This is a genomic window from Streptomyces sp. NPDC002156 (genome assembly GCF_053593675.1).
On record NZ_JBSFDA010000056.1, the window covers coordinates 40,853 to 57,944 of the forward strand.

General features: G+C 70.6%; 14 protein-coding genes. 5 read left to right on the plus strand and 9 right to left on the minus strand.

Annotation, left to right across the window (positions count from 1 at the left end):
* Positions 1-2: 2 nt before the first annotated feature.
* A complete protein-coding gene (locus tag ACWCRB_RS23085; RefSeq protein WP_450997839.1) occupies positions 3-2,579 on the minus strand; it encodes a M14 family zinc carboxypeptidase in 2,577 nt (858 codons plus the stop codon).
* 180 nt (positions 2,580-2,759) lie between these two features.
* On the opposite strand from ACWCRB_RS23085, the gene ACWCRB_RS23090 reads away from it, so the two are divergent.
* Together ACWCRB_RS23090 and ACWCRB_RS23095 are read left to right on the plus strand one after the other, a co-directional pair.
* The gene (locus ACWCRB_RS23090; RefSeq protein WP_450997840.1) at positions 2,760-3,620 is read left to right on the plus strand and encodes a hypothetical protein; all 861 of its coding nucleotides are present in this window, start codon (positions 2,760-2,762) and stop codon (positions 3,618-3,620) included.
* A 43-nt stretch (positions 3,621-3,663) separates the two neighbouring features.
* Positions 3,664-4,446 (plus strand): EI24 domain-containing protein, encoded by a 783-nt coding sequence (locus ACWCRB_RS23095; RefSeq protein ID WP_450997841.1) that lies wholly within the window; start codon positions 3,664-3,666, stop codon positions 4,444-4,446.
* On the opposite strand, the gene ACWCRB_RS23100 is transcribed toward ACWCRB_RS23095, so the two are convergent.
* On the minus strand, positions 4,416-5,690 hold the full coding sequence (locus ACWCRB_RS23100; protein ID WP_450997842.1) for a pyroglutamyl-peptidase I family protein: 1,275 nt from the start codon (positions 5,688-5,690) through the stop codon (positions 4,416-4,418). The genes ACWCRB_RS23095 and ACWCRB_RS23100 overlap by 31 nt on opposite strands.
* A 156-nt stretch (positions 5,691-5,846) precedes the next feature.
* On the opposite strand from ACWCRB_RS23100, the gene ACWCRB_RS23105 reads away from it, so the two are divergent.
* The gene (locus tag ACWCRB_RS23105) at positions 5,847-8,309 is read left to right on the plus strand and encodes a beta-glucosidase (protein WP_450997843.1); all 2,463 of its coding nucleotides are present in this window, start codon (positions 5,847-5,849) and stop codon (positions 8,307-8,309) included.
* A 96-nt stretch (positions 8,310-8,405) separates the two neighbouring features.
* Here the strand turns inward: ACWCRB_RS23105 and ACWCRB_RS23110 are convergent, their stop codons facing one another.
* Positions 8,406-9,383, minus strand: a complete 978-nt coding sequence (locus ACWCRB_RS23110; protein ID WP_450997844.1) for an aldose epimerase family protein — start codon at positions 9,381-9,383, stop codon at positions 8,406-8,408.
* Positions 9,384-9,428: 45 nt separating this feature from the next.
* Complete coding sequence (locus tag ACWCRB_RS23115) at positions 9,429-10,334, minus strand: SGNH/GDSL hydrolase family protein (RefSeq protein ID WP_450997845.1); 906 nt, start codon at positions 10,332-10,334, stop codon at positions 9,429-9,431.
* A gap of 283 nt (positions 10,335-10,617) precedes the next feature.
* Between ACWCRB_RS23115 and ACWCRB_RS23120 the strand changes: the two genes are divergently transcribed.
* The gene (locus tag ACWCRB_RS23120; RefSeq protein ID WP_235479438.1) at positions 10,618-11,112 is read left to right on the plus strand and encodes a DUF3145 domain-containing protein; all 495 of its coding nucleotides are present in this window, start codon (positions 10,618-10,620) and stop codon (positions 11,110-11,112) included.
* Between the two features lie 127 nt (positions 11,113-11,239).
* Here ACWCRB_RS23120 and ACWCRB_RS23125 read toward each other — a convergent pair whose 3' ends face one another.
* From ACWCRB_RS23125 to ACWCRB_RS23145, 5 genes are all read right to left on the minus strand, one after another.
* Positions 11,240-12,523 (minus strand): beta-ketoacyl-[acyl-carrier-protein] synthase family protein, encoded by a 1,284-nt coding sequence (locus ACWCRB_RS23125; protein ID WP_389350977.1) that lies wholly within the window; start codon positions 12,521-12,523, stop codon positions 11,240-11,242.
* Positions 12,524-12,634: 111 nt separating this feature from the next.
* Positions 12,635-12,883 (minus strand): acyl carrier protein, encoded by a 249-nt coding sequence (locus tag ACWCRB_RS23130; protein ID WP_105971431.1) that lies wholly within the window; start codon positions 12,881-12,883, stop codon positions 12,635-12,637.
* Between the two features lie 89 nt (positions 12,884-12,972).
* Complete coding sequence (locus ACWCRB_RS23135; protein WP_389350978.1) at positions 12,973-13,968, minus strand: ketoacyl-ACP synthase III; 996 nt, start codon at positions 13,966-13,968, stop codon at positions 12,973-12,975.
* 15 nt (positions 13,969-13,983) lie between these two features.
* The gene (locus tag ACWCRB_RS23140) at positions 13,984-14,940 is read right to left on the minus strand and encodes an ACP S-malonyltransferase (RefSeq protein ID WP_450997846.1); all 957 of its coding nucleotides are present in this window, start codon (positions 14,938-14,940) and stop codon (positions 13,984-13,986) included.
* An 89-nt stretch (positions 14,941-15,029) separates the two neighbouring features.
* A complete protein-coding gene (locus tag ACWCRB_RS23145) occupies positions 15,030-16,235 on the minus strand; it encodes a PucR family transcriptional regulator (protein ID WP_369036713.1) in 1,206 nt (401 codons plus the stop codon).
* 60 nt (positions 16,236-16,295) lie between these two features.
* Between ACWCRB_RS23145 and ACWCRB_RS23150 the strand changes: the two genes are divergently transcribed.
* On the plus strand, positions 16,296-16,949 hold the full coding sequence (locus ACWCRB_RS23150; protein WP_450997849.1) for a pirin family protein: 654 nt from the start codon (positions 16,296-16,298) through the stop codon (positions 16,947-16,949).
* The last annotated feature ends 143 nt before the right edge of the window (positions 16,950-17,092 follow it).

Genomic DNA, 17,092 nt, shown 5'->3' on the forward strand with positions numbered 1-17,092 from the left:
ACCTACTGCAGCTGTGCCGTGCGGGGCGCCACTGTGAACAACGCCCGTGCGACCTGCGCGAACTCCCCCTTGGGATGATCCCGGAAGAGCGGCTCCGTGCCGAACAGTACGGCTCCCGGACCACTGACCACGGACGGCTGCCCGGCCGCGGCCGTGGGCCCGCCCGAGCCGTCCGCCAGCGCCCGCCAGTGCCCGGAGACGAGGGGGTTGCCGCTCGCGTACGACTGCTCGACCCGGACCGCGGGGCCGAGATCGGTGAACCAGACGGGCGCGTACACAAAGCCGTGGCCGGGGGCACCGGCAGTCACCGGCCCCGAATTCACCACCCGTACAACGCCGTTGGCATCCCCGTTCCCCTCCACCGCCTTGGCCGCGAGCACCCCGGCTGCGGAGTTCAACGCGGCCCCGGTGGCACCCCGGCCGACGAGTCCCCGGGAGTCGAGGAAGGCGTCGAGTGCCGTACGGGCGGCCGTGTTCAGCCCCTCGTACTGCACCCCCTGCGACACGAACAGCACATCCATCCCCGACCAGTCGAAACCGGCGTTGAGGACGTCCGTCGACACCGGAGTCACCTCGAAGTTCATCTCACGCAGCGCGAACAACTCCCCGGGCGTGACGGCGGCCGCCACCCGCGTACGCCGCAGAGCAGTGGTTCCGGCCGCCTTCGTCGCGTCGAAGGCCACGTCGTAGGTACGGGCCACCGCGCCCGCCTTCCTGCGCGCCGACGCCGGGACGATCGCACTGCCGTCCGCAGCCCGCCGTACCGAAACACCGTCCCGTAGAAGCGAGTTGAGGGCGGCGATCTCACGCGGATCGTCGAGCCGGAGCCGTAGATCGCCGTACGGGGCGACATACCCGACCCGCGTGGCAGCGCTCACCGCCCGCGCGGGCACGCCCGACAGGCTGCCGCTGCCCACCGGTTGGACGGTCGCGCCCCACAGCCGTCCCAGGCTCCAGCCCGAGATGTCGTACATCACCGACACCTTGTCGCTGATGTCCCGCCCGTCGGCGAGCAGCACATTGGCGAGCCCGCGCTTCGGCTGGCGCATGTCGACGACGTACGAGCCCTTCGAGTACGTCCGTCCGCCGAACCGGAAGTCATGGGTCGCGCGGGTGACCTTGACGTCGTTGGCGAGCAGGTGGTCGACCAGCCGGGCGGCGGCGGGCGCGGAACGCTGGGCCGAGGTGCCCGCCGGGATGACGTACGCCCGGGGGAAGGTGGTCGTGTAGACGTCCTCGGGCCCGATCCCCGGAACCCCCGGGACGGTCTCGGCCGACACCGGCACCTGCGCGGCCCCGGCCGCCCCGCGCCGGAAGACCTCGATCTGGTCGGCGACGAGCGAAGTCCGGTGATCCTGGACGTAGTCGAGGGTCGCGTCGATGGCAGCCCCCGCCACGGCGACATTGATCGCGGAACGGCGCCGCAACTCATCCACCGGGAGAGTGTCGTAGGCGCGGTTGTTGACCGTCAGCGGGATCTCGACGGTGTGCGCGGCGACCGTGCCGTGGAAGGCCGCGTACTGCGGGGTGAAGATCGGCGGCCAGTCGTCCCAGCCCTCCTCCTGATCGCGGAACGGGATCTGGGCGGCCTCGACGCCGTCCTTCTGCGGTGTGTAGCCGAGGCCGTTGACGGCGGCCTCCATCCCGAGCGCGTTGGCGTAGGTGTTCTTCAGGAAGAGGTCGTACTCGTAGTTCTCGCCGTGCGGGGGAGTGGTCGGCTCGATGAGCGTGCCGTTGACGTATCCGTGCAGGTCGAGCATGACCGTCGGCTGCTTGTCGATCTCGATCTGCCGCATCGCCCGCCCCTCGGGCTGCGAGGACGTCACGAAGTCCCGGTTCAGATCGAACCCGTTGGCGTTGGCCCGGGTACCGGCGATCCGGCCGTCCGGGTTGGCGGTGATGTTGAAGTAGAGCCGGGAGTGGGCGAGCAGGTCCTTCGTCCTGGTGTCGGTGGCGGTCGCGAGCCGCTCGATCAGCTTCAGGGAGGCGTCGGTGCCCTCCCACTCGTTGCCGTGGATGTTGTTGTTGACGAAGACGGGCGCCTTGTAACTCCGTTTGATCGCCTGGCTCTTGGCGGCGACCGCGGGCGCGTTCTCGATCAGCTCGCGCATGCCCTCCTGGGCACGTGTCTGGGCCGCGCTCTCCGGCGCGGTCACCGTGACGAGGTAGAGCCGGTGCCCGCCCGCCGACCGGCCCGCGACCTCGACGCTCACCCGGTCGCCCAGCCGCTGAAGGGCGTTCAGCTTCGGCGCGATGGCGTGGTACGGGACCAGGCCCAGCTTGATGGACTTGTCGGCCGGGTTCTCCGGGTCGAGGGACAGGGTCTGTTCACGGGGGTAGCCGCGGCCGGTGCCGGTGAGGCCGGTGACGGGGCTGGTGAGGGCGCGGGTGGCGGCGCCGGCCGGGGCGGTGGCGGCGCGCTCACCGGCCACGGACCGCTCACTCGCGGCCCCCTCCCGGGTCACGGGCTTGCGGTCGGCGGTGGCGATGTGGGGGGTGAGCAACAGCGAGCCTGCCGTGGTGACGGCGAGGGCGGCGAGCAGAACAGGGCTCGGCGGAACGGGTCTTGTGCGACGCACGCGTACGTCCTCCATTGCTTCCTGTGTTCTGTGCTTCCTGAGATCGGTACGGCGAGATGTACCTCCTCGACTCAACGCCAACAAGAGGGCCCCCGCGCCACGGATGCCCCGGATGGCGCATGCCGGAGGGGCCGGAAGGGGCATCCTGAGTGCGAGAGACGAGACGAGGAGAGCCGGCCGATGGCAACGATTCCTTCGCTCCCCAGCAGGGAGGACGTACTGCGCATGGCCCGCAGTACGACCGACATCACCGGCCAACTCCTGGACACCGCAGGGAACATCACCAAGATCGCCGTCAACACCCTCGACCCGAGAGACGGTTCGGGCGCCGAGGCACTGCGTGTCCTGCGGAAGACCACGGCCGAACTGGCCGAGGCGAGCGCGTCACCGCAGGCCCAGGAGGCCTTCTACCGCATTGTCGACACCCTCACCCGGCTCGGCACCACGGGCGCCCCGCTCGCCGTACACCCCGTGAGCGAGCCCGCGCAGGCCCTGCTGACCGCCCTCGGCGACAGCCTGCTGCCGGTCCTGGACGCGGTGGAACCGGCCGTGGAGGAGGTGGCGGAAGCGCTCGGTGAGTTCGTCGACGCACTGTCCCCGCTGCTGCCCGCGGCGGCGGGCCTGACCGCCGGAGTCCTCCTCGCCCTCACCCCGCTGATCCGCGCGGCGGCGGAGGTCCTGCGCGACGGCACCCCCGAACTCCGCCGCATCGCGGACGCGTTGACGTCCGCACTGGCACCCCTGATGCCTCTCCAGGTCGCCCTCGCGGAACGCGCGGCGGCAGCCGGAGCGGGCGTCGTCCGCGCGACCCTGTCCCCCCTCGCCGACCTCACGGAAGCAGCGGCGGCCTCGACGAAGGCGGCCAGGCCGGTACTGATCGCGGGGGAGGAGCTGCTGGTCGCGAGCCTGGAACAACTCCAGCCCCTCCTGCTCGCCACGGCCTCCCGTACGGGCCGCGTGGCGAGGGCGGCGGCGGTACGGGTGTCGGCGGCGGTGTCACCGAGGGCGGACGGCCCCCTGGTGGTGGCCACTTCTGCCTAGCCGCACCTACAACCCCACGTTTCGCCCCGGATAGAGTTCCCCCATGAGCGATCTTGCGACAGGTTTCCGCTACCTCCTGAAGGGCCAACGCTGGGTCGCCCAACACGGCAAGCAGTACGGCTTCGGACTACTGCCCGGCCTCCTCACCCTCGTCCTCTACCTTGCCGCCCTCACCGCCCTAGCCCTCTACGGCACCGACCTCACCACCTGGGCCACCCCCTTCGCCGACGACTGGTCGAGCCCCTGGCTCGGACTCTTCCGCGGCTTCCTCACCGTGCTCCTCTTCGCCCTGGCGCTGCTGCTCTCGGTCCTCACCTTCACGGCGATGACCCTCCTCATCGGCCAGCCCTTCTACGAGAACCTCTCCGAGAAGGTCGACCGTGACGTGTCCCCCGACGGCACGGCCCCCGAGTCGGGCCTCCCGCTGTACAGGGAGCTGTGGATCTCGGCCCGCGACAGCCTCCGGGTCCTCGTACGGGCCCTGTGCTGGGCCGTGCTCCTCTTCGCCCTCGGCTTCGTCCCGTTCCTCGGCCAGACCGTCGTACCCGTGATCGGCTTCATGGTCACCGGCTTCTTCCTCACCGAGGAGCTGGCCGGCGTCGCCCTTCAGCGACGCCGGGTCGAACTCCGGGACCGGCTGGCCCTGTTTCGCTCCCGCAGGCTGCTGGTGTGGGGCTTCGGCACACCGCTCGCGCTGGCCTTCGTGGTGCCGTTCGTGGCCGTCTTCCTGATGCCGGGCGCGGTCGCGGGCGCCACGATGATGGCCCGCGACCTGCTCGGCGAGGAGACCGTCGGTCAGGAACCGTCGGAGGAAGCAGCAGCCTGACCGGACGAGTCGACAGCGACCGTCAGGATCGACCGCACCTGCGCGATGATGTCCAGCCGGTTCTGTACGAACTCGGCATCGGTGACCGTCCCGGTCGCCGGGTCGGTGTTGCCCGTCCCGAACTGCAGCACCGGCGTGTGCACATGCCCGCCGGGAAGCGTGCCGCCCAGACCGAGCCGGTCGCGCAAGAGGGTCGCCCGGTAGGCGATCTCGTTGGAGAGGTAGTTCCCGCCGCCCCCGGCCCGAGCCGTCGACCCGGCGGTGGGCCCGTCCGCCCGTACGACGGGATCGGTGCCGCCCGCCGGTATCTCGGTCACGGCGGTGTTGTCGTACACGGGGAACCGCCCGGTGCTCGCGGCCACGATCGCCTTGTACGGCAGCGTCGTTGACGTCCACTGCGGCTGCGAGGCCGGGTCGTCGACCGGGACCGTCTCCGTGCGGCCGATGTTCTCGTTGTCCGGGAAACCGCCCCGCCAGGCCCCGTTGGTCCGCTCCACGTCGAACCGCCCGACCCGCCCCTGACTCACGGTCGTGAACAGATCGACCTTCGGCAGGACCGGCCGCAACGTCCGCTCCACCGTCCCGTCCGCGAAGTCCTGCCAGCGCACCGGGAACACGGCGGTCTCGATCCTGGCCGGCCCCTCCGCCGTCTGGATCACCGTGCCGTCGAGGGCGAGCGCGGTGGCCCCGGACGGGTTGGAGATCCGCACGTCACGGTCGAGCGTGAACGGATCGAACCCGGTGACCAGAACCCGCTTCAGCGCCCCGCCGCACGGATACCGGATCGACGTCTGCCCGCGCGAGTTCCGCTCCAACTCACCCAGCAGAGCGGCACGTTGTTCGGTGCTCACCTCGAACGACGGCTCCCAAAGCCGCAGTTCACGGATCATCGCGAGCCGCGCCCAGTACAGCGGCCGGTCGTCGTCCCGGCTCAGATCGCCCCCGGCAGGACCGCGCCCCTGCGCCCGGTCGACCGCCCGCTGCCACAACGCCGACGCCTGGCGTACGACGAGCCCGCGGGCCTGCCCGTACGAGCGCGCGTCGCCGAGCGCCCGCGCGAATCTCGGCGCCACCGAGTCGAACCCGGAACGCCGGAGGATCTCCTGCGGCGCGGCCTTGTCGAGCCGCTGCTCCTCGACGGTGGGCGCGGCCGGGGCTTCGGCGGCCGAGGCGGTGGCGGGCGCCGAGAGCCCCGCCAGCAGTGCGAGTCCGAGTACGCCGATCCGAACACGTAGGGAATTCAAGGGAGTTCAGGCCTTTCCGTCGCCGTGGGGGAGGACACGACAGTGGGGTGCTGCCGGACGGCCGCAGTATCGCGTGACGGAAGTGGTCTACGCCATAGTGTGAGGTGGAGTGCTGGGCGGGGAGACGTCCATGGACTTCGACGAGGAGGCGCCCACGTGACGGAGACACCGCAGGTACGGCAGGCATCGGGGGACAGGGCCCGGGAGGCGGCCGTCGAGGCGGCTCTCGGCTGGCTCGACCTGGACGCCAAGGCCCGGCTGCTGTCCGGGCAGGACAGCTGGTCGCTGCCCGGACTCCCCGAGATCGGGCTGAGGTCCCTCGTGATGTCCGACGGCCCGATCGGTGTCCGAGGCACCCGCTGGACCGCCGACGACCCCTCCGTCGCCCTGCCCTCTCCGACGGCCCTCGCCGCCACCTGGGACCCCGAACTCGCCCGCAGGGCGGGCGTGCTGCTGGCCCAGGAGGCCCGCCGCAAGGGCGTCCACGTCCTCCTCGCGCCCACCGTCAACCTGCACCGCTCCCCGCTGGGCGGCCGGCACTTCGAGGCGTACAGCGAGGACCCGTACCTCACCGGGCGGATCGGCGCCGGCTATGTGAACGGCGTCCAGTCCGGCGGCGTCGGCACGACCGTCAAGCACTTCATCGCCAACGACGCCGAGACCGACCGCTTCACCGTCGACAACCTGGTCTCCGAACGCGCCCTGCGCGAGCTGTACCTGGCCCCCTTCGAGGCCATCGTCGAGAACGCCCACCCCTGGGGCATCATGACCGCCTACAACACGGTCAACGGCACGACGATGAGCGAGCACCGCTACCTCGTCAACGAGGTCCTGCGCGGCGAATGGGGCTTCGACGGCTACAACGTCTCCGACTGGACGGCCGCCCGCTCCACCACCGGCGCCATCGACGGCGGCCTCGACGTCGCCATGCCCGGCCCGAGGACGGTGTACGGCGCCCCCCTCGCCAAGGCCGTACGGGACGGAGTCGTCGCCGAGGCCACCCTCGACGGGGCCGTCCGCAACGTTCTGCGCCTCGCCGCCCGCGTCGGCGTCCTGGAGGGCGCCGAACCCGCAGTCACCGAACTCCCGGCGACCGTCGACGGCAGCGCCCTGGCCCGTGAGATCGCCCACCGCTCCTTCGTCCTCGTCCGCAACGAGGGCGCCCTGCCGCTGCCCGCCGGGCACACCGTCGCCCTCAGCGGAGCCGCCGCCCGCGACGCCCGCGTCCTCGGCGGCGGCTCCGCCACCGTCTTCCCGGCCCGCGTCGTCTCCCCGCTCGACGGCCTCACCGCCGCGCTCCCCGAAGGCGCCCTCACCTACTCGGTCGGCGCCGACCCGAACACCGAACTCGCCGTCGCAGACAAGGGGTTCACCCTGCGCGCCGTCTGCCGCGACGCGTCCGGCACGGTCATCGGCACCGGTGCCGCGCCCAACGGCCAGATCAACTGGATGGGTTCGGACCTCCCCGAGGGCGTCACCCACGACCGACTGCACACCGTCGAACTCACCGGCACCCTCACCCCGCGCCACACCGGCCCGCACACCTTCGGCATCAAGGGCCTCGGCGCCTTCACCCTCACCGTCGACGGCACGACCCACTACGACGACATCCAGACCACCGACAGCGACGACCCCTTCATCGCCTTCTTCGGCGACCCCGAACCCCGCGCCGAGGTCCAACTCACCGCGGACACAAGGGTGGAGGTGTCCCTCACCTACGTCGTGACCTTCCCCAAGGACACCCCGATGCCGACCGTCGCCTTCAGCCTCTGCCACCAGGAACCCCGCCGCGACCCCGACGAACTGATCGCCGAGGCCGCCGAAGCGGCCCGCACCGCCGACACCGCCGTCGTCGTGGTCGCCACCACCGACCGCGTCGAATCAGAGGGCTTCGACCGCACCGACCTCCAACTCCCCGGCCGCCAGGACGACTTGGTGCGCGCCGTCGCCGCCGCCAACCCCAACACCGTCGTGGTCGTCAACTCCGGCTCCCCGGTGGAACTGCCCTGGCGTGACGAGGTCGCCGCCGTACTGCTGACCTGGTTCCCCGGCCAGGAGGGCGGCGCGGCCCTGGCGGACGTCCTCACGGGCGCCCGCGAACCCGGCGGCCGACTCCCCACCACCTGGGGCACGCTGGCCGACGCCCCGGTCACCCAGGTCACCCCGACCGACGGCGAACTCCCGTACACGGAGGGCGTGTTCATCGGCTACCGAGCCTGGGAGCAGAAGGGCCGGATCCCCTCGTACCCCTTCGGCCACGGCCTCGGCTACACCGACTGGACCTACGAGAGCGCCGAGGCGGAGGGGAACGGAGCGACCGGGGTGACGGTCACCGTCCGGGTCACCAACTCGGGCACGCGCCCGGGCCGCGAGACCATCCAGGCGTACCTCGCACCCACCACTCAGGACCCCGACCGCCCGGCCCGCTGGCTGGCCGCCTTCGCCGGGATCGAGGTCGCCCCCGGCGCGACGACCGAGGTGACCCTCGAACTCCCGCGCCGCGCCTTCGAGACCTGGGACGAGTCGGCAAACGCATGGGCCTTTGTGAAAGGTTCGTACGAAATCCAGATCAGCCGCTCGATCACCGACCACCGGCTCACCGCGCCGATTACGGTCTAGCCAAGGGCAGTCCGCCCCACCAGCCGGCCCCGGCCCGGGACCTGACCCCCGGACCGGGGCCAGCCGGCTGGCGTACGCGTCTCAGCCCTACGCCTCTCAGTCCCGTACGCCGAACCCGTACACCGTCTCCGAGCGGTACGCACCACCCGGCCGCAGCTCCGTGCTCGGGAACTCGGGCCGGTTCGGGGAGTCGGGAAAGTGCTGGGTCTCCAGCGCGATGCCGTGCCCCGGCCCGAAGGGCTCACCCAGGTGGTCGGCGGTGTAGAGCTGAAGGCCCGGCTCGGTCGTCGCCACGGTCACGACACGCCCCGAGGCAGGGTCGTACAACTCGGCGACCTCGACCGCGTCCGCCGTCCGCCCCTTGTCGAGGACGAAGTTGTGGTCGTACCCGGCGCCCACCTTCCGTTCCGTACGGAAGTCGAAGCGGGAGTCCGCCACCGGCCCGACACCGGTCGGGATCAGATCCGCGTCGACGGGCGTGTACCGCGAGGCGTCGACACGCAGGGCATGCCCGCCCGCGCTGCCGGAGGCGGGCCCGGACAGGTTCCAGTAGGAGTGATTCGTCAGATTCACCACGGTCGGCGCGTCCGTGACCGCCGCGTACGCGATCCGCAGCGCCCCGTCCGCGTCCAGCGTGTACGTCGCCGAGACCTCAAGGCGCCCCGGGAACCCCTCCTCGCCGTCCGGGCTCACCCGGGACAGCCGTACCCCGTGCTCGACCGGCTCCGCGTCCCACACCCGCTTGTCGAAGCCGTGGGTGCCGCCGTGCAGGGAGTTGGGCGCGTTGTTCCGCGCCAGCTCGTACGTCCGCCCGTCCAGCGGGAAGGCACCGCCCGCGATGCGGTTCGCGTACCGGCCCACCAGCGCGCCGAAGTACGGCTCCGGGTGCGCCAGATAACCGGCCACGTCCGGAAAGCCCAGCACCACGTCCACGGCCCGCCCGTCCCGGTCCGGGACCTCGGCCGACTGCACGATCCCGCCGTACGTCAGCACACACACTCGGACCCCGGCCCGCTCCAGGGTCCAGCGGTGAACAGGAGTGCCGTCGGAAAGTGTGCCGAAAAGTTCGTTCATGTGGACCATGAGGAAAACCCTAGGTCACACCCCTGGGTCACAACGCTAGGCCACTGCCTTCTTGGCGGTGACCTCGCGGTACGCGATCTCGGCGAGCCGCGCCTGGCCGTTCCGGCTCGGATGGAACCAGTCCCAGGGGCTCAGCTGCCGTATCCCGAAGTCGTAGTCGAAGACCGCGCCCCCGTCGAACCGGCACAGCCGATCCGTGGCACACACCTCCTTCAGCACCGAGTTGTACGCCTCCACCCGCCCCCGCACCTCGTCCCGCCGCGCGGTCGCCGCCGAGTCGACCGCGTCCGGGTCGGCCAGCATCGACTGGCACAGCCCGAGCTTCCACACCGCCTTGCTCATCCCGTTGGTCCGCCCCTGCGACCAGAGCCGCTTGAGATCCGGCACGCTCGCCACGTACACCTGGCTCTTGGGCGCGGCCGTACGCAGAGTCCGCAACGCCTCCGTGAACGACGCCCGGAAGTCCGCCACCGACGTCATCTCCGCCACAGACGACCGGCACGCGTCGTTGGCCCCCGCCATCACCGTCACCAACGCGGGCTTGCGGGCGGCGGCCTTCGTCATCTGGGCGGGCAGATCGTCCATCAGGGACCCGGTGACGGCGTAGTTCCAACTGCGCGCGGCAGCCCCCGACGCACCCAACAGCCGTACGGCCAGACTGTTCACCTCTTTGTCGCTGCCGGTCGCCCAGGACACCTCGGGACAGTCGGACAGCACCGAGCAGGCGTCGAAGCCACGCGTGATGGAGTCGCCCACGGCCGCCATGGAGGCCGGACTGCTGTCCCACGCGGACGCCGGAGTCGCGGACGGCTTGGCCTTGGCCCGCGTGCCGTCCGGCGCCGGGGACGTGTCACCGCCGCCGCCGCTACACCCGGCGACACCCAGCAGGGCCGCCGACGCGAAGGCGACGACGGCCCGCGAACGGTGACTTGGTTTCGGCATGCCTGGGTCCCCTCGGTCGGCGCGCAGCGCGGTGCGCAATGGTTCTCGCCCATAACAACGCACGGGAGTTCCCGAAACCGAGAACAACTAATGCCCCAAACAGTGCAACGCCGCACACCAGTACAAGCGTCCCCCTGGGTGAATGGCGGGCGTTTCATGGCATCGGGACCGACGGTACGTCACACTCCTCGCGCCGCCGCACGGTAGCCTCGCCATCAACGTGGCTGCCTTGCCACCGCCGCTCGACCAGTTCGAAGATGTCCCGCTCTGTCCGGAGGTCCCAGTGACGACACGTGGAGTTCTGTACGTGCACTCCGCGCCGCGCGCGCTGTGCCCGCACGTCGAGTGGGCTGTCGCCGGAGTGCTCGGCACACGCGTCAGCCTCGACTGGATCCGCCAGCCCGCCGCCCCCGGCACCTGGCGCTCCGAGTTCTCCTGGAAGGGCCAGGTCGGCACGGCCTCCAAGCTCGCCTCCGCCCTGCGCGGCTGGCAGTTGCTCCGCTTCGAGGTCACCGCCGAGCCCTGCGCCACCGCCGAGGGCGAGCGCTACAGCTGCACCCCCGACCTGGGCATCTACCACGCCGTCACCGGCATCCACGGCGACATCCTCATCCCCGAGGACCGCCTCCGCGCCGCCCTCACCCGCTCCCAACGAGGCGAAACGGACCTGGAAGCCGAGTTGTCCAAACTCCTGGGCAAGCCGTGGGACGACGAACTCGAACCTTTCAGGTACGCGGGCGAGGGCGCCCCGGTGAGATGGCTCCACCAGGTCGTGTGAGAGACGTCCAGTGGGGCTTTTAGGGGCGCGGGGAACTGCGCGACCAGCCCCCACCGGCGGTCAGCCGACACACAACCGAAAGTGGCCCGAACTCCACCAGGGAGTCCGGGCCACAGTCAGTCGAGAATCACACCGACCTGAACGCCAGCACCACGTTGTGCCCACCAAACCCGAACGAGTCGTTCAGCGCGGCAATCCGCCCATCCACAGGCAACTTACGAGCCTCACCCCGCACGATGTCCGCATCAACCTCCGGATCAAGGTTCTCGACATTGATCGTCGGAGGAGCAACCCGGTGATACAGCGCGAGCACGGTCGCAACCGTCTCAACCCCACCCGCACCACCCAGCAGATGCCCGGTCATCGACTTGGTAGCAGACACAGCCATGTGATCCGCATCGTCACCGAACACATTCCGCAGCGCCTTCAGTTCAGCCACATCACCCGCCGGCGTAGACGTGGCGTGCGCGTTCACGTGCACGATCTCCGCCGGATCGAGGTCGGTCGCGGCCAGCAGATTCCGCAGAGCCGCGGAGATACCGCGCCCCTCCGGCTCAGGCTGCACGATGTCGTGGCCGTCGGCCGAAATGCCCTGGCCGACCGCCTCCGCGTACACTCGCGCACCGCGCGCGGCCGCGTGCTCGGCGGACTCCAGCACGATCACACCGGAACCCTCGCCCATCACGAAGCCGTCGCGGGCCGTGTCGTACGGACGAGAGGCACCCTCGGGGTTCTCGTTGTTCTTGGACATCGCCATCATGTTGCCGAACGCGGCGATGGGCAGCGGATGGATCGCCGCCTCCGTGCCACCCGCGACGACGATGTCGGCGCGGCCGGTGCGGATCATCTCGATGGCGTAGCCGATGGCCTCGGCGCCCGACGCGCAGGCGGAGACCGGGGTGTGCACACCGGCGCGCGCGCCGACGAGCAGACCCACGTTGGCGGAGGGGCTGTTGGGCATCAGCATCGGCACGGTGTGCGGGGAGACGCGGCGTACGCCCTTCTCCTTCATCACGTCGTACTGGTCGAGCAGGGTCGTCACTCCACCGATGCCCGAGGCGATGACCGCACCGAGCCGGTCGGGGTCGACGGCCGGACTCTCGCCCTCAGCGGCGCCCTCGCCCGCCCGGTCGGTGAAGCCCGCGTCGGCCCACGCCTCCTTGGCGGCGATCAGCGCGAACTGCGCCGACCGGTCCAGACGGCGGGCCTGCGGCCGGGGGATGATCTCGGACGGTTCCACGGCGATCTGCGCGGCGATGCGGACGGCCGACTCGGCCGCCCACTCCTGCTCCAGGGCACGGACACCGGACTTGCCGGCGACCAGACCCTCCCAGGTAGAGGCCGCGTCGCCACCCAGCGGTGTGGTTGCGCCGATACCGGTGACGACCACGGTGCGATTGGTCGGGCTCACGGGAATTCCTTCTCCAACGGATACGGGAGGACAACCCCCGCGTAGGCGGGGAGAACGGCGCCACCGCCGGGTGGCGGGGCTGACGGGCCGGCCGAAGGGCCGGCCCTGCGATCAGTCCTGGTTCTTGAGGATGTACGCGGTCGCGTCGCCGACCGTCTTGAGGTTCTTGACGTCCTCGTCGGGGATCTTGACGTCGAAGCGCTCTTCGGCGGCGACGACGACCTCGACCATGGACAGCGAGTCGACGTCCAGGTCGTCGGTGAAGGACTTGTCCAGCTGGACGTCCTCAACCGGGATGCCGGCGATCTCGTTCACGATGTCGGCGAGACCGGCGACGATCTCTTCCTGAGTGGCGGCCATGGCAGGCGCTCCTTCTTGTGTATCTATCCAGAGAGGGTTGGCTGTTGTCCCCGTTCCGGTTCCGACGATCCGGATCCGGCGCGGGGTGCCTAGGGGAGGGTAACGACCGTCGCGGCGTACACGAGACCCGCCCCGAAGCCGATGACGAGCGCGGTGTCGCCGCTCTTCGCCTCGCCGGTCGCCAGAAGCCGCTCCATCGCGAGCGGGATCGAGGCGGCCGACGTGTTGCCGGTGGTGCGCACGTCGCGTGCGACCGTGACGTGCTCCGGCAGTTTCAGTGTCTTCACCATCGAGTCGATGATCCGCTCGTTGGCCTGGTGGGGAATGAAGACGTCCAGGTCGTCCGGGGTGATCCCGGCCGCGTCCAGCGCCTGCTGGGCGACCTTCGCCATCTCGAACACGGCCCAGCGGAACACCGCCTGGCCCTCCTGCGTGATCGCAGGAAACTTGCCGGAACTGTCGTACTCGTTCCACGGGACGGTCTGCTTGATCGTGTCCGACTTGTCGCCCTCGGAGCCCCACACGGTCGGACCGATGTGCGGTTCCTGGGAGGGACCCACGACGACCGCGCCCGCGCCGTCACCGAACAGGAAGGCGGTCGCCCGGTCCTCCAGGTCGGTCAGGTCGGACAGCCGCTCGACGCCGATGACAAGGACGTACTCCGCGGAACCGTCGACGATCATGCCCTTGGCCAGGGTCAGGCCGTAGCCGAAGCCCGCGCAGCCCGCCGAGATGTCGAACGCGGCGGCCTTGGCCGTGCCGAGCTTGTCGGCGATCTCGGTGGCCACGGCCGGAGTCTGCTTGAAGTGGGAGACGGTGGCGACGACCACGCCGCCGATCTGCTCGGCGGCGATGCCCGCGTCGGCGATCGCCTTGCCGGACGCCTCCAGGGACATCGCGGCGACGGTCTCCTCGTCGGAGGCCCAGTGCCGGGTCTCGATACCGGAGCGGGAGCGGATCCATTCGTCGGACGAGTCGATCGTCTCCAGGATCACCTCGTTCGGCACGACCCGGACCGGCCGGTACCCGCCCACGCCCAGGATGCGCGCGTACGGGGCACCCTTGCTGGGCTTGATCTTCGGCATTGCGCGGGGCTCCTTTCAGGCACCCGCCGCGTCAGCGGCAGAGGTCGGGATCAGCGACTCGGCGATCAGCTCACGAGCGGCGTCGAGATCGGCGGGGGTCTTCAGGGCCAGGGTCTTCACGCCGGGCAGTGCGCGCTTGGCGAGACCGGTGAGGGTGCCGCCCGGGCACACCTCGATGAACACGGTCGCGCCCAGCGCCTTGAACGTCTCCATGCACAGGTCCCAGCGCACCGGGTTGGCGACCTGCCCGACCAGCCGCGCGAGCACTTCCGACCCGTCCGCGACCGTCTGCCCGTCCTTGTTCGAGACGTACGTGACCTTCGGGTCGCCGGGCGTCAGCGAGGCGGCGGCAGCGGCGAGGGCATCGAGCGCCGGAGCCATGTGGTGCGTGTGGAAGGCACCGGCCACCTGCAGCTTGACGACCTTGCGCACGCCTTCGGGCTTGTCCGCGAGGAGGGTCTCGATCTGCTCCTCCGTCCCGGCGGCGACGATCTGTCCGGCGCCGTTGACGTTCGCCGGGGTCAGACCCAGCTTCTCCAGATGAGCCACGCTCACCTCGGGGTCGCCCCCGAGAAGCGCCGCCATCCCGGTCTTCGTGACGGCGGCGGCCTCGGCCATGGCCAGGCCGCGCTTGCGTACGAGGGTCAGGGCGGCCGTGTCGTCGAGCACGTCCGCGAAGGCGGCGGCGGTGATCTCGCCGACGCTGTGTCCGGCGACGGCACCCGGTACGAGGCCACCGCCCATGGCACCCAGTGCCGAGGCGGACAGTATCCCGGCCGCGACCAGCAGCGGCTGGGCCACCGCGGTGTCACGGATCGCGTCGGCGTCGGCCTCGGTCCCGTAGTGGACGAGGTCGAGGCCGATGGCGTCGGACCACTCGGCGACGCGCTCGGCGGCACCGGGCAGTTCGAGCCAAGGAGTCAGGAAGCCGGGCGTCTGGGCGCCTTGGCCGGGAGCGACGAGTACGAGCACTCTCACACTCTCTCTTGTGGACGGGCGCGGCCGCCCGTGGGGACAGGGACGAAGAACGGCAGGGGGTTTTGTAGGGCCCCGACAAAAGCCTAGGGTTGAAGATCCCCATCGGCCAGGCGCCCGAGAATCAGCGCGATCCGCAATGTGAATGCGGATCGTACATCTGAAGGCGACCAGCCGGTGACGTCAGTCACACGTCGAAGCCGGTAGCGCACGGTGTTGGGATGAACGAAGAGCATTCGTGCCGCACCCTCCAGACTGCTCGCCTGTTCGAGATAGACGGCGAGCGTTTCGAGGAGCGCGGACCCGGCCTCCTCCAGCGGTCTGTAGATCTCCTCCACCAATTGGTCACGCGCACCGGGGTCACCGGCGATGGCACGCTCCGGAAGCAGATCGTCGGCCAGCACCGGCCGCGGGGCGTCCTGCCAGGCGGAACAGGCCTTGAGCCCCGCGGCGGCGGCCTGCGCGGACCGGGTCGCGGCCAGCAGATCGGGCACGATCGGCCCCGCGACGACGGGCCCGGCGGCATAAGGCCCGATCAGCGACTTGGCAACGGCGAGCGGATTGTCGTTGCCCCCCGCAATGACGACAAGCCGATCCCCAAGAACCCCCGTCAGCACCTGCACCTTGGCATGCCGGGCGGCCCGCCGAATGGCCTCCACGGTCAACTCACTGTCACCGTCGGGTGCGGTACCGAGCACGACGCACACATGCTCGGGCGAATTCCAGCCAAGCGCGGCGGCCCGCGAAACAGCCCCTTCGTCGGCCTCCCCGCTCAGCACGGCATTGACGACGAGCGACTCCAGCCGGGCGTCCCAGGCACCCCGTGCCTCGGCGGCCTGGGCGTACACCTGTGCGGTGGCGAAGGCGATCTCGCGGGCGTACACGAGCAGGGCCTCGCGCAGCACGCCCTCATCGCCGGGAGCGGCGACCTCGTCGATCGCACTCTCCATGACCTCGATGGTCGTACGGACCATCTCGACGGTCTGCCGCAGGGTGATGGCCCTGGTCAGCTCACGGGGAGCGGTACCGAAGACATCGGTGGAGATGGCCTGCGGAGCATCAGGATGCCGAAACCACTCGGTGAAGGCGGCAATACCGGCCTGGGCGACCAGCCCGATCCAGGAACGGTTCTCCGGGGGCATGGCCCGGTACCACGAGAGCGTCTCGTCCATGCGCGTGATCGCCTGCGCGGCGAGACTCCCGGACGACTTCTCCAGCCGCCTCAAGGTCGCCGGGTGCGGGTGCTCGGGACGTGAGGTGGGCTCGGGGCGATGGGATTCGGGTTCGGGCACGGGACAAGACTGCCTTATCAGGACGGGGGCGTGCGGCGTCGGGTCTACGGTGGGTGGGTGATGGACGTACGGCGCGCGGACGCGCGCTATCCAGGGGGTGACCCGGCAGCCGGTATCGAATCCTGGCACGCCTTCTCCTTCGGCCCCCACTACGACCCGGACAACCTGCGCTTCGGCGCGGTGATCGCCTGCAACGAGGAGCGGCTGGCTCCCGGCGCGGGCTTCGACGAACACCCGCACAGCCACACGGAGATCGTGACGTGGGTGACGGAGGGGGCACTGACGCATCGTGACTCGACGGGTCACGAGACGGTGGTGGTGGCGGGGGACGTCCAACGCCTGAGCGCGGCGGCGGGAGTACGCCACGCGGAGCGCAACGAGGGTGAGACCCCCCTGACCTTCATCCAGACCTGGCTGGCCCCTCTCCAGCCCGGTGGCCCCCCGTCCTACGAGATAGTCCACGGCATCGCGGACTCCACGCCGTACGCGATCCCGGAGGCGGGCGCGATGCTGCACGTACGCCGGTTGTCGGCGGGCGAGCGCACGGCGGTCCCGGACGCGGCGTACGTGTACGTCCACGTGGTCCGGGGCGAGGTCCGCCTGGGCCCGGAGAAACTGGGCCCGGGCGACGCGGCGCGCCTGACGGGGGAGGAGGGGGTGGAGGCGATCGGGGTGACGGCAACGGAACTGCTGCTGTGGGAAATGTCCAGGTGACGACGTTTCTCTCGCCCCCGCCGCCCCTACCCGTTCCCATCCTCGGGGGCTGCCGCCCCATCGGCCTGCCGCGCCGCCGCATTCCGCTGTCCCAGATCGTCGGCGCCGACTTCGTGGCCAGGGTCACCCCGCGCCAGTGGGGC

What these genes read in the sequence shown, in the direction of transcription:
- ACWCRB_RS23090 (WP_450997840.1), top strand. Translation starts at nt 2,760, where the DNA reads ATGGCAACGATTCCTTCGCTCCCCAGCAGGGAGGACGTACTGCGCATG.
- ACWCRB_RS23095 (WP_450997841.1), top strand. Translation starts at nt 3,664, where the DNA reads ATGAGCGATCTTGCGACAGGTTTCCGCTACCTCCTGAAGGGCCAACGC.
- ACWCRB_RS23110 (WP_450997844.1), bottom strand. Translation starts at nt 9,383, where the DNA reads ATGAACGAACTTTTCGGCACACTTTCCGACGGCACTCCTGTTCACCGC.
- ACWCRB_RS23115 (WP_450997845.1), bottom strand. Translation starts at nt 10,334, where the DNA reads ATGCCGAAACCAAGTCACCGTTCGCGGGCCGTCGTCGCCTTCGCGTCG.
- ACWCRB_RS23130 (WP_105971431.1), bottom strand. Translation starts at nt 12,883, where the DNA reads ATGGCCGCCACTCAGGAAGAGATCGTCGCCGGTCTCGCCGACATCGTG.
- ACWCRB_RS23135 (WP_389350978.1), bottom strand. Translation starts at nt 13,968, where the DNA reads ATGCCGAAGATCAAGCCCAGCAAGGGTGCCCCGTACGCGCGCATCCTG.
- ACWCRB_RS23150 (WP_450997849.1), top strand. Translation starts at nt 16,296, where the DNA reads ATGGACGTACGGCGCGCGGACGCGCGCTATCCAGGGGGTGACCCGGCA.